We start from the raw sequence: 12,865 nt of genomic DNA, 5'->3' as shown, positions 1-12,865 counted from the left end.
ATCACATCGTTTTTAAATTCTTTATTTGATCAAACTCCTTCAGGTACCGGGCTACATCCGCCGCCATCGGGCAGATTCCGTCAAATAGCTTATACATCAGTTCCGGTCTCTGCGGCCGGTTCTGATATACTATCACTTTCTTTCCGGCTCCCTTCATCCATCCCGCCTCGGAATGTGCCGAAGCTCCGCAGGGAAGTACAAGTACACATACATCCGCCCACTGCATGGCATCGAAATCCGAGCGGAATCCCGCTTGTGCCAGGGGATGCTCCATCGCATCCAGATAGTCCTCCGGATTCATATTTTCCCAATTTTCATTGACCTGCGACCAGTGGAAGTCCGTTTTTCCTGCCGGGTGACGAAAATCATACACTTCGTGTCCCCTGTAGCGCAGGAAATTTACTATGTACGGCTGGTACGGGTTATTCCAGCTGCTTGCCACATATATTTTTGCCATCGTTTTCCTCCTTTTCCTTATTGTTTCATGACTTTTTCCTTCCTCACTCTTTCGGTTGCCTGAGCAGTATGCGGTAGTTGGTTTTGATTGTCACCTTTACCTTCCGGATATTCTTGCTTGCTGCCGACTTGGTCGCGTTGATGACGCTGTTGGCCGCTCCCGCCACGAGCTGGCTTCCCATATCAAATCCTCCGGAGATATTGGTATTCGCGCCGCTTATTCCTGCCGCCTGGGCTTCCTGTGCGGTTTCCGCCTTCACATTGCCCGGCACATAGATTCCCTGGATAGCGTCCTCGGAATAGACCTGCTTTTCAAAGGGGAGTATGTTCCCACTTAAGTTCACCGAGACGATTTTTACCAGGACGCGCTCCCCGTCGATGCCCGTCACCTCCCCGAATACGGGGGTTCCTTTGCGGATGCGCTGCCCGTCATCGGTCAGGCAGTTCTCGGCCAACTGCATCTTGAGCGTGGAACCGACCATGACGGTCTGTGTGGAATGTACGAATGCCTTGATGACATTCCGTTCTTCCTGTCTCACGAGCCGGACCGTGTTGAATCCCCTGCGGGCCGGTACCTGGGGCACACTATCCACGGCTTTGCGGTGCTTGGGCTGCACTTCCTCTTCCTTCTTTTCCTGCAGGCCGGTGTTTTCCTTTCCCCTGGAAGAAACCGGTTGTTGTACCGGGACCGTAATTCCCGCTCCGAGCTCCCGCTCGTTATCCCGGATCAGCTCCTGGATACGCCGGATCTCCCTTTCATTTCCGGCCGTGTCCGCAGGCTCCTCCGTAACCGAGTCGAAACCTGAAAGGGAAGCGGATTTGCTTGTATTTTCCTTCTCGACTTTTTGGAGCATGTCATCCAGCGTAAAGCTATCCTTGATCCGGGTTCTAAGGATTACCTCACCCGTTTCCGGCCCCTTGCTCCCGGAGCCGGACAGGCTGGCGATGAATGCCCACACCAGCAGGACAACTACAATCCCTAAGCCCGCCAGTATGGCTATTCTGCTTTTCCCGTCCCGTGTCATAAGAGTTCGTATTGCTGGTTATAGGTACGGAAGAAGAAACCGGACGTATTTTCCGGAAAGCGCGGAGTGGCATGGATGGCGGTACCCTCACTCACAATCCGTACTTTCCTGATGTCATCGCCATTAATAATGCTCAGGATGGAGGAGAACCTGACATGGTACTCCTCACCGTCGGCACGTATATCGATGATCTTTTCAAACTCCGTCTTGTAGACAACCCCGAGTTCCAGCGCATCTCCATAGGCGCGGTCCGCCTGGTATTTGGCAAATACGGTATTCGCGTCTGGCTTGTTGACCAGGAACAGGGCACGGGCACGGTTCTCCTGCAGGGAAAGCCTGTCAAAGCTGTTCAGGAAATAGGCCGTCCGGCGGCAGTGCCCTCTTAGGAGGCTTTCGTACAGCAGGTCCTGCTGCATGGACTTGAAATGGACGAATTCCCCTCCTTCATTGACCACCAGGATCTTGTTCATCGCATTGTTCACCACGCTGTGTGCGAAGAACAGGACCATCGCGATGGTTATCCCGCAGAAAATAAATACCAGTTTGGTGCGGAACGTATGGTTCTTTCTGGCTTCCGCCAGGCTGGAGAAATCCTTGAGTATGCTTTTTACTTTGAGTATGCTTTTTGTTGCTTTCATGGAAGTTTCATTGTATAATTTATAACCATTTGTTTACTGTGGCCTTTACCGTGCCAAGCATCGTGAGCTTGAGCAGGAAAGAAAAAATAACCATCAGCAGCACCGACCAAGATCTTTGCAGGACATAGTTCGTGACGATCAGGTCCGAGAAAACGCTGGCAAGGATAAACCCCGGATAGAGCATGTAGCATCCTAACATCTGTTTGACCCATGTGTAGAAGGAGCTGCGCGTGTCATTGTTGTACAGGCAGGCTATCGCTATGGGAGAAATGATCTCGAGCAGTAGCAGTATCAGGTAGCGGGTACAGAGGAACAGCAGCATGATGTAATCATAGGCCACTCCGAAGAGACTGCCTATCGTTCCTGAGATAAGTGACCATTTCAGGGTATCGAGCCCGTTGACGGCTATGTCGGTGATGTCCCCGTTCATTAGTTCGTCCAGCATGGCACTGATCGGATCTTTCCAGATATTGTGCGGGTTGTAGACTCCTCCGTTGGCGAGTGACTTCATCAGCTCGTCGGCGCCATAGGCCAGTACTGTCTCGAGCGTTCCTAACAACACGGGCATGATACATACCAGGCCTATGCAGAAGATGTACTCCCTGCCCAGCTCGTAGAAGTGCTTGGCATTGAATCCTTTTCCCTCGCTTGTCATCTCCTTGAGGATTCCCACGAGCTTGAAGATGAAAGTCGTTATGACAAATCCGGCGACAAGCGCATAGAACCCTTCTATGACTACCATACCCTTTATATGCAGGTACGCGGCGTTCAGATTTCCGTATGCTTCTTCCATCCCCGTTATCTGAATGCCCTTTTGAGCCGTTCGTACTGACTTATGATCTGGGAGATCTTCGCTATTTTCCTTTCCTCCTCGAGAGTCTGTTTCTCTATGTTCTGCAAGGTAGACAGCCGCTCGGCGTCATTCATCTTCACGCTTGTGGAGAGGATCGTCCTGGACAACTGGATCAGTCGCCTGTTACCGGCCATGATCTGTTCAACGCTGCCGGTGAGTGTCTTCAGCGTCGAGGAATTCAGTTGCTTCCCGCTGACCAGGTCAACGCATTTTTGGGAGAGCCTTGCCTGGCGCTCGATAATATACCGGGTCGTCTCACAGTCCGACACTACGGAGTTGACCTTGCGCATCAGGTCCAGGCTTTCGTCCAGCTTGTTCTTCTGTTCCTTGAGGTAGCCTACCTGTTTTTGCAGCTCCTTGAAGTTTTTAAGGTTCTGGCTTAAATTGCCGGCATCCGTCACGGCCCATTGTGCTGATGCGGTGGCTGCCGCCATCAGCACGATTAAGGATAAAAATAATTTCTTCATACGGTTCTTGTTTTAATGTTCGTTTATATATTCTTCAATAGCTTCCTGCATGGACTTGCCGCTTCCGGTTTTGTCCTCAAGGTCGGACCAGATCTCGCCTTCCGTCTGGAAAGCAAGAAACTTCTCCCTGGAAAACTCCAGGCGGGTAACCGTCGCGTAATTCTCACCCATGCGCATGAAGCATTCCGAGTAGGGACGGGAGGCGGCGAAGTTGTTCCGCATGGATTTCATCAGGGCTATCTGGCCGGGCTGCGTCAGCTTGAACTTGTCGATGATGCTCTGGTAGATAACCTCCTTGGTCGGCAATACGAACAGCATGTCCGTGTTGCTGATGATGTTTTTCGTGTTCTCGTCATCGGGCAGCTGGTCAGGGGTCTGGACAATGGTATATACGGCTCCGTTCTCTTTCCGTATCTTCTGGTAGCAGAAGGCCACGGAACTGTGTATGCCGCTGCCTGTGGCCGTATCCACCATCTGTGCGGTTTCGGCATACTCGTCGAAAATCAGTATGCCGCGCTTTCTCCTGTCACTGAGCAGCTTTTTCTGGATAATGGTGAATATCATGCTCATGACCAGGTTTGAAAGGAACCTGTCCTGCTTGATCTGTGTAAGCTCGAACACGATAAACTTCTTTCCGGAGAAATCGATTTTCATATCCTTGCAGACATTCTCATACCGTTGCCCGGGCATGAATTCCCCGCAGTTCAGTTTGAAGGATTCGAGGGTGAAATACGTACCGGGAATATGTTTTCTCTCGAGGATCTCATTGTAATTGTCTATAACATAATTATAGAAACTCTCAAAGTTATGCCCTTGCCGGACATGTTCGTAATAGTCCTGGATAAACTGGGTCAGGGCGACTTCCTTCTCCGACTCGTCCTTGGTGAACATGTGCTTCCAGTATCGCTGTACGATGCCGGAGAGCATTTCCAGGTCATTATTGTCCAGTTCCTCTCCCTGCAGGTCAAACGGGTTGATCCCTAAGGGGGTCTTGCCGTCATAGTCCACATGCAGCGAGATATCCGGATAGAGTTTGCACAGCTGGCTGAATGATTTTCCGAACTCCACGACAATGGTCGTATAATCCTGTTCGATCAGCTGCTGCGTGAAATTCAGGGTGAAGGCTGACTTTCCCCCGCCCGTGCCGGCAATAACCATCCCGTTGCGGGCATTTACCCTTTTTTTTGCCGCGTCCCAGATATCCTTGCGAAGGGGAACCTGGTACATCCTGTCGTGCACGTAGATCCCTTCGGCATCATTGCTGAACTTGCTGCACTGGAGAAAGAAACAGAGTGCTATGGGCAGGGTAGTTAGGAAGAGATACTCTACCGGCATCAGGCTGATCTGTCCGGGAACACAGGCGAAGTGCATCTTTGCCAGGTTCTCGTAGCCCGGTATATAATATTTAAACCGGTTCAGGTTCAATACCTCCCTGACCCTTTTGTCCGCTTTCTCCAGTTCGGTATCCGACCCATCGAAAACACAGACCGAAAAGAAGGAGCGCACCAGCATCTGGTTGTCCTCAATGATCTCTTTCTGGAGTTTGTCCAGCTCTTTAAATTCCCTTTCGATGGTCTTGTTCATGGAAGAATTACTCCCGTAAATGTCTATGTTACGTGCGATCCGGGAGCGCAGTTTCTCGTTTCCCTCAAAATAGATGACCTGGTTGACGATGTGGTTGTAGGGAAGGTACATGCCTAACTGTTCCATCAGGGGATGGTACAATTGTGAAGCGGCCGGTGGCAGCGACTCGTCCCTGACATAGGATTCGATACTTCCTTCCGGAAGGAAGGTCTCGTCGCATACCGCATAGCAGCGCGCGTGATTCTTTCCCACATGCAAGCTCCCGTCGATATGTATATCCACCACAGCGTCCGTATCACCGAACAGGCCGGAGTATGCGTGGGTGAATGCGGATATCCGTTCATGGGACATGGGCAGCACCGAAGTCCCGCGCATGTTCTGCAGGATACTCACGGCATTGTCAATCCCTTCGAGAAACGCTTCCAGCTTCTTGTAATCCTCCCTGTGCAAATGTTCCTTATAGGCCAGGGGGGAGGATACATACGCCTTTTCCAGGCTTTTCAGTCCCGCAAGTACAAAATGCAGGATACAGGTATGGTCGATGTACAGGCGCCCTTCAAAGTGGCGTGCATCGGCACGGTCCAGGAAAGAACCGGTACCTTTGCCGCGGTGGTAGTCCTTTTTAAGGAATACATCCTGTTTGTGTACGTAGGTACCGTCGGGCATGTGCCTGAAGGCTTCCCGGTACATCCCGTCCCTTTCGTCGATGTCTTCCGGGGAAAGGGAATAGCACTCCGGCTGCCGGAGCTCGAACGGGATACATATGCTGCCGCTCCGGGTCAGGATCACGCTTTGTCCTTCAGACTCGCTGATAATGTCAAGTATGCTGTATGCTTCTTCTTCTTTCATCTTGTTTCTTCTTCAGAAGTTGTCTGTTTATGGTTAAGTTACTCACAGTCATGCCGTACTTTGATTCCCTGAATTTCGTAGACTGTGCCTTTTTCCTGAGTTTGTGCCTCAGTACCGGCAGTACCAGCAGCGAGACAAAAAGAACCAGGAGTGCCTGGGTCCAGTCGCTATCCATGATTCCGATCCTGACACTCAGGAAAAGCAGGATAAGCGCGGCGGCACAGCAACCCACGAAAATCCAGTAGTCCGATGAAAGGAAGCCCCGTATCATGCAGGGGCTTTCCAGTCCTTTCCTGATGGTGTATTTCATATCAGATTATATGGATAAATCAATGCCCGATACCGCGGCTTTGACCCCTGTTATCACAATCCCTGCAAGCAGGGCATAACCGACATACCAGGCTATGGCGAACAGGCCGTCCCTACGTGTTCCCCGGTTCTCCTTGTCAATGATGTTGTCCCACTGCTGGGACAATCCCAAAACAACGGCGAAAAGTGTCAGGGCAATAAAAAGCGGCACGGCGAAACCACTCATTATTTTATTTAATGCACTCGTGGCATCCTGTGCGTGCCCGCGCAGGGTTGACGCAAGCAGAAAGGCAAACAGTAGAAATTTTCTTTTCATGATGGTTACTTATTTTTAGGGTTGGATGGTTCCGGTATAGTCTCCTCCTGTTTCCCAGGGGCGGGCACTCACCCCGGAGAGCATGAGCACCCCTTCTTTACTCAGGGTCAACGCGTAATCGTACCTCTTTCCGGCTTCAAAGGTATTTGCCGGAAGATACCAGTCATAGCTATGGTCCTGATAGCGGACCTGTGCCTTCCTGTTTTCAAGCCTGCCGGGCAGGAGCAGCAGCATGTTTGTGCCGGAAGAAATAGTTCCGTTTCCCTGTTTTACGGACAATATACCACCTGTAAGGTCGTATGTGGCCTCTGTAGGTACGGCTTCCACATTCAGGCTGCACGCCTGGCTTCCGTCCACGGTAAAGGCCAGAAGGGAGAGCAGGTGCTTCATTTCGATACTCGCCAGGCGGTTCTGCCAATCCAGACGCACTTCATCCGATGCCAGGTAATCCGTCTGGGGACTCAGGCTGACAGCCACTTCCTTTCCCGGGATACTCCGGAACGGGGAGAAAGCGAACAGCCGGCAGGTTTTCTGGGTAAGTGTCACCTGCGGAAAATTCCAGCTCTCCCCATAGGTCACATGCAGCGGATTGCTGACACCGGTATATGAGCCGCCCGTTTCATCGAGCAGCACCATGCCGAAGTCCTTTACCGGAACATGGCCCGTATCCGTACCGGTACTGCGACTGAAACAGTTTTCTATCTCAAGTCCCGCCTCTCCTGTCCCGGGGAGGGAATCTTCCTTGCCGGAACAGCCCGTAAGGGCCGCCGGCAAAAGAAACATGACTATGTGTTTATACACTTTTATTTTCATTTTTTGCTATTCATTTAATTAAGGATTGATATCAATTGAAGTTTTACCCTTCTGTCTGACGGTCAGTGTCAGTGTCTTTCCGCTTTCTGCCTGTGTAAGGGTCACGCTTCCGCTGCGGATCTCCTTGGTCGGATTCTCGTCATAGCTGACCGAGCTGCCCGATACGTGAATCCAGCTGTCACCCGACGCACTCCAGGAGAGCTCTTTGATGCTGTTTCCTATAGTCTTGCGGCTCGTTATACTTAGCAGGAATGAACCTGCCCCCGCTTCCGTACGCTCACTGTGAGCCACCGTTCCGTCTGAATACTCGAAAACATAGCTGACCGGGGGAGCTTCCTGACTGATGGTGGCCGTAGCGGAACTACCGCCATGACTTGCCGTAAATACGCAGCTGCGCGCGGATGCCGTATTGTTCTCCGATACGCTCACCGTGTTCCCTGAAAGGAAAAATCCTTCCGTACCTCCACTGATAGAGGGCGAACCTCCCTGGAGAGTCTCTTTAACCCCATTGACGAACACCTCACGTGAGGCGCCCGCACTGAGCGTCGAAGTCCCCCCTTTCCAGGAAATGGCGGAAGGATTGGCCGTCAGGGTAACTGTCCAGGATCCGTAATTCCGGTATTTAGGCTCGAGGGTACGGTCCGCAAGCACCTCAAAGCTGTATTGTGCGGTACCGGATACGATCCTTCCCCCTTCATACCAGCCGGCAAACTCATAGCCCGGCTTCACGCTCGCCGACACCGTACAGTTGCTTCCCGTATTGTACAGTCCCGCACCTGTGGTGGTTCCTCCGGGGGTATAATCCAGGATGGTAATCTGTTTTTTGTAGTCCATCCGGTAATTATGTATTTTCCCTTCTTCGGTGACCATGTCGGAGGTTCCGCGGAGCTTGATGCCGGTGGTTCCCGTAAGGGACACATAGTTGGAGGAGGTCGTAAGCCTTTGTGCGGGGATGGTTACCCGGAACACTGTGGTTCCTCCCGCCTCCGAGTACTTGTACATCGTACAGTTTCCCTTGCTTTCATCCGTGCTGATTCCCCCTGTAAGAAGATTGAAACGGCTTGTACGTTTCACATTCTCCATCGTGGCTTCCCTCACACCGTCATTTCTCTCGATCCTGACCTCTACGGTCGACATCCTGTGTTTGAAATTCAGTGGGACCGTGTAGTCCCGGATAGGATCGGTATAGGTCGCTGTCATGAAGTCTGCGGAAATCCAGCCCGCCTTTTCGTTCTGGTTGCCGGCGGTATGGGAGATCCCGGTTATATCGGTCTGCCCTGTCTTGAAAGGGTAATACACATAAAAATCAAAGTCGGTTCCTACCGTTACTATGATATTGTCCGCTTCCGCCTCCGGCTTGAATTTCTGTCCGTCATACGTATACTTGTTGTTCACCGCCCAGTACACGCCGGTCTTCGGTTCGATGGCGAATACGCCTATGGCATCGCCTGTCTCGAAACTGCCTTCCTGGCTGCTTCGCGTTTCCCCTTGTCCGGTCATGGCGGTAAATGTCACGATCCCGCTGCCCGGAATGGTTTCCTGCGGCCCGGTATCTTCCCGGCTGCAGGAAAAGGACAACAGCAGAAGGAAACTGCAGACAATCGTTGTTATTGCTCTTACCATTATTCTCTTTTTATTATTTGACCGGAACAAGGGTGATGTCTTCTTCAGTGGAGGTCCAGCCTTCTATGGTTACCGACTGTCCGTTTTCTCCTCCGATCTCCGCATCGTTGGAACGCATGGTGATCGAGTAGATGTATCTCTTTCCCGCCTCCCAGGTTATTTGTGGGATGGCATAGGTATAGGTTGCACCGTCGATCACCACTTCAAGCGACACCTCGCCCGCGGCCAGCGTCATCGGATAAATGGCTGCGGCATAATCCACCGCCTGCTGTCCCTGTGCCGGAACGGTTGTATTCGGGCTCCAGGTCAGCTCCGTGCTGGTAGGTTGGAACGTAATTTTTCCCCCGTCGTTCAGGTTCATGGTTCCGGTAGTGGCGAACTTGGCACCTGTCGCCTTGAGTTTGGCCGAGGTCAGGTTTCCGTCGTTATGGTACTCGGGTGAAACTTTCAGCCGCACGACAAACTGTGAAAGCGCATGCTTCATCGGAATCCTGGCATCCGTCTCGATTACGGATACCTGGTTGGTGCTTTTGCCCCACATGTAATCGACGGAGGTACCGACATTGATAGGAACCGGTATTTTAGTACCGTCCGTCACGGCCTGGTTATACGGATAATAGGCCCATATGGTGGCCTTGTCTACCAGCAGGTACACCGGGCTGGCCTGTGACCAGCCGTTCGCCTGCCTGGTCGACTTGTTGTTCTGGGCATCATAACGCGGGTAGGCGTCTCCCCAGCCGCTGGACTTGTACATGAACAGGCCCATCGCGTCGCCTGCCGCCCAATCTGTCTTGGGATCGAAACCGGCCCTTGTTTCGGTGCTTTCGGAACTTACGGTAGGTACGATATTCAGCTGTGCCCCCGAATGCTCGCCGTCCGTCACTTGCTCATTAAAAACTTCTTCACTGTTGCTGCATGAAGCCAGCAGGCCTGCGGCCATTACCGCTGAAAGAAAAAAACTTGTTTTCATTTTCATCTGAAAAAAATAAATAATTAATTATAGTTTGGTAATTCTGTTTCCGGGATATCCTCCCAATCCGGAATGACAACCGGTTCTCCTATGGTCAGTTCCTTGCCGATGTGCAGGTCCAGTTCCAGAGAAAGTTCATCGCTGTCAAATCCCCGGAGATACGGGGTCAGGTCCACCTTCTGCTCTTCGTTGAATACCGAATCCTTCCCGTCCATTTCAATCTTTACCGAAAGGATATTCTCCGCCGCGGGGTTGAACCCGAAAGCGTACAGGCTTGTCTTCCACCGGTCGGTTTCCGGTTTACGCGAGAACAGGCTTGTGACACTTGCGTTTCCAGTCCTTTCCCGGGAGACAAGGTACCGGCCGGTGGAAATACCGGTGAGGGTACCTTGCAGGCCGGCCAGGGGAGTGATATTACCCGAGACGTTGATCTGGATATTCAGCCGTTGGACGAATGCGGACGGTGTTATGGGAACGCGCTTGGGCCTCTGGTACTCCAGGCGCTGGCTGAAACCGGCCGAACAGCAGAACTTCTGCACGCCGGAAATGTATACCTCGCCCTCCAGGGTATCTGTCCGTGCCATAAGGCGGGCCTCGTGATAATCCCGGATGTCGCTCACTTCATAATTCCCGGTATAAAATAGGAATTGGTATTCACCTTGTGGAATGCTTTGGCGCAGGGTATCCTGCGTAAATGTCATCTGTTCCCCGGAAGGAATATCCATACCGGAAGGGAATGCTATGATGTGCCTTTCCTCCGGTACGGGAGGTGTTTCCCGGATCCCGCTGAAATCACACCAGGCGACCAGCTCCCCGTTCCTGATACAGAAATCCTCGTTGAACTCGCAGCCGCTGAGAACGGCCGCAAGGACTGTAAAAGATATGAATCTGTTAGTATAGTTCATCTTTATATAAATTATAAGTTACTATCAGTTTGTTGATTTCCGGATCGAGCTTGCCCCTCCAGATCTTGGAGTCATCCTGGTCACAGGACCTGACATACATCTTCAGGGCTTCTTTCTCCCGTCCCAGACGGCTGTAGAGGATAGAGAGCAGGTAGTTCCTGTCAGAGGTATCCGGCTGTTTGAGCATGACATCCAGGGCACGGCTGTCATAGCCTAAGGACATCAGGCAGACCGCCGTATTGTAGTCCTCCCCGTAGAACTCTTCCAGCATGGACAGCGCCTGCTTGTATTGCCTGTTCTCGATCAGGCTGACCGCGTGCATGTAGGTACTGTCGATGACCGGCATCACAATCGTATCCTGGATCATATCCCGGCGGTGGAGGTGGAAATTGAATTCCACACAGCGCAGCAGCGGATAATACCTTTCCCGGATGCGTTTGTAGTCGGAAGCATATTCGCGCAGGGCATGTTCCCGGCTGTCGGGATTCTTCGTCTCTTTCAGGATACGTAAAATGCCGGCCTTGTTTGCCAGGCTGTCATCTGAAAGGACCAGTTCGTGCAGCCTGCTCCAATCCTCACCGGTCCAGCGCGGGCGGAAAAGCGTATCGACCCCTTCCCGGTCTTCCGTGCGTGCGGCAAGGTATTTCTTCAGTGCCAGCGCACGTTCCCTGGAAAGGGAAAGGTTCATTTCGGAGCCGCCCTCGGGGGACGAAGTGGCCGTCATGCGGATGCTGTCTATGAGGAACTCTCCCGTATAATTGATTCCACGGATGGTCTCGAACACCTTGTCGATCTCCGCCTTGTTGTTCCCGGTCTTTTCATCGAACCCGGTGCTGCCGGTCTTATAGGTCACATAGGCCCGCAGGCTGACTTCATCCTTGCGGGTGATGATCTTCTTCCTGTAACGCGGCGTGCGGTCGAGGAACTGCACCATGCTGGAGATATAATAGGTGATCGTGTCCGATGGCGGAAGCTGGGTCCGTACCTCGTCCCTGGAGAGGATCTGTCCGTCAAGCGTCAGCTCTATCTTCTTCGTGTTTTCGGTGGCGGGAAGTTCCTGCTTGTAATAATACACGAAGCTGTTGCCTTGCCTGATGACCGTATCCAGGCGTGCGGGCTCATAAGGAAACCGCACATACTTTTCGTACATCGCACCGGCCTGCTCCTTTCTTTTCTGGTTCTCGGCTATCTTCTTGTAATCGGTAAAGCGTTCCGTTATGGCCGCCGAATCTTCCGGGGTGATGCTTCTCGTGCGGATTTTATAATTACCTTCGGCAAACATCTTCCATTTGGAAGGAATGTATTTGCCGTCTATTTCCCGGCGCATCCAATAGGCGGGAAGGTACTCCAGGATGGAATTGTATCCGGCAATGGCCTGCCGGTTACGTTCCATCTTGTAGTTGAACAGTGCGAACCGGGCATTGGTCTTGTCTGACCAGTCGACCCAGCGCTCCTTGGCGATGACCTCGTGCTTCCAGGCCTGGAAGTATTCCTCCTCCAGCTCGGCCAGTGCCTTCTTGTAGCCTTTGCTGTCGAGCAGCCGCTGCATATACAGGCTGTCCGGGATGATGGAGTTCATGAACGCCCGGTAGCGCATGTACCCTTTCTCCTGCATTTTGGCAAAGTCGGCCCCTGAAAGGAAGATCTTGTCCAGGTACAGGGTGTCGGACGGTTTATAGGCTACGGGAGTGAGCTGGACCTGCCACTTGTTGTTGATCAGCTCACCGGGGACCGTTACGAGAAAGTCCAGGTTGATCTTTCCGTTTCTCTCGGCTACCTGTTTGCTTTTTGCCATGACAGTAACTTCCGAGAGTTCGATAAGGGTCATATTTTCGCCCGTGACACTGTCATGGGATACCTGTTTGACCAGGTGTTCTTCACCTTTGTCATCCGTCCAGGCAATTTGACCGGGCAGCTGTTTGCCGGTATCCGCAACCGTCTCCTTCATCTGCGGCTGAGAGATACGTACGCGTGCCAGACGGCGCTCTGTGGTGCATGAAATCAGTAATCCGCAGAAAACAAAAGGTATGATACGTCTCGTCTTTCTCATTTTCTTA

At 52.1% G+C, this 12,865-nt stretch carries 13 protein-coding genes; all 13 read right to left on the bottom strand.

Features of this window, described 5'->3' with window-relative positions:
* Position 1: 1 nt before the first annotated feature.
* Genes DBK98_RS13265 through DBK98_RS13205 form a run of 13 tightly spaced genes read right to left on the bottom strand, consistent with a single transcriptional unit; the run spans position 2 to position 12,858 of the window.
* Positions 2-457, bottom strand: coding sequence for a hypothetical protein (locus DBK98_RS13265; RefSeq protein WP_032536386.1), 456 nt, complete (start codon positions 455-457; stop codon positions 2-4).
* 43 nt (positions 458-500) lie between these two features.
* Entirely contained in the window at positions 501-1,481 is a 981-nt protein-coding gene (gene traM, locus DBK98_RS13260; protein WP_032536387.1) for a conjugative transposon protein TraM, read from the bottom strand.
* On the bottom strand, positions 1,478-2,119 hold the full coding sequence (locus DBK98_RS13255) for a membrane protein (RefSeq protein ID WP_009292229.1): 642 nt from the start codon (positions 2,117-2,119) through the stop codon (positions 1,478-1,480). The genes traM and DBK98_RS13255 overlap by 4 nt, the downstream gene beginning before the upstream one ends.
* Before the next feature lie 19 nt (positions 2,120-2,138).
* Entirely contained in the window at positions 2,139-2,912 is a 774-nt protein-coding gene (locus DBK98_RS13250) for a hypothetical protein (protein ID WP_032536388.1), read from the bottom strand.
* A gap of 5 nt (positions 2,913-2,917) precedes the next feature.
* Positions 2,918-3,439 (bottom strand): hypothetical protein, encoded by a 522-nt coding sequence (locus tag DBK98_RS13245; protein WP_032536389.1) that lies wholly within the window; start codon positions 3,437-3,439, stop codon positions 2,918-2,920.
* Between the two features lie 12 nt (positions 3,440-3,451).
* A complete protein-coding gene (locus DBK98_RS13240; RefSeq protein WP_033572632.1) occupies positions 3,452-5,872 on the bottom strand; it encodes a conjugal transfer protein in 2,421 nt (806 codons plus the stop codon).
* Entirely contained in the window at positions 5,841-6,182 is a 342-nt protein-coding gene (locus tag DBK98_RS13235; RefSeq protein WP_032536391.1) for a hypothetical protein, read from the bottom strand. The genes DBK98_RS13240 and DBK98_RS13235 overlap by 32 nt, the downstream gene beginning before the upstream one ends.
* A 6-nt stretch (positions 6,183-6,188) precedes the next feature.
* Positions 6,189-6,497, bottom strand: a complete 309-nt coding sequence (locus DBK98_RS13230) for a hypothetical protein (RefSeq protein ID WP_009292235.1) — start codon at positions 6,495-6,497, stop codon at positions 6,189-6,191.
* Between the two features lie 15 nt (positions 6,498-6,512).
* Positions 6,513-7,310, bottom strand: coding sequence for a fimbrillin family protein (locus DBK98_RS13225; RefSeq protein WP_032536392.1), 798 nt, complete (start codon positions 7,308-7,310; stop codon positions 6,513-6,515).
* 18 nt (positions 7,311-7,328) lie between these two features.
* Positions 7,329-8,933 (bottom strand): fimbrillin family protein, encoded by a 1,605-nt coding sequence (locus DBK98_RS13220; protein ID WP_032536393.1) that lies wholly within the window; start codon positions 8,931-8,933, stop codon positions 7,329-7,331.
* A 13-nt stretch (positions 8,934-8,946) separates the two neighbouring features.
* Positions 8,947-9,909: a fimbrillin family protein gene (locus tag DBK98_RS13215; protein WP_032536394.1), complete on the bottom strand. Its 963-nt coding sequence runs from the start codon at positions 9,907-9,909 to the stop codon at positions 8,947-8,949.
* A gap of 17 nt (positions 9,910-9,926) precedes the next feature.
* Positions 9,927-10,808 (bottom strand): hypothetical protein, encoded by an 882-nt coding sequence (locus tag DBK98_RS13210; protein WP_009292239.1) that lies wholly within the window; start codon positions 10,806-10,808, stop codon positions 9,927-9,929.
* The gene (locus DBK98_RS13205; protein WP_009292240.1) at positions 10,795-12,858 is read right to left on the bottom strand and encodes a hypothetical protein; all 2,064 of its coding nucleotides are present in this window, start codon (positions 12,856-12,858) and stop codon (positions 10,795-10,797) included. The genes DBK98_RS13210 and DBK98_RS13205 overlap by 14 nt, the downstream gene beginning before the upstream one ends.
* Positions 12,859-12,865 lie beyond the last annotated feature (7 nt).

Source organism: Bacteroides sp. PHL 2737 (assembly GCF_004115325.2).
GTDB classification, from domain to species: Bacteria; Bacteroidota; Bacteroidia; order Bacteroidales; family Bacteroidaceae; genus Bacteroides; species Bacteroides hominis.
This window is presented reverse-complemented; position numbering and strand designations above follow the sequence as displayed.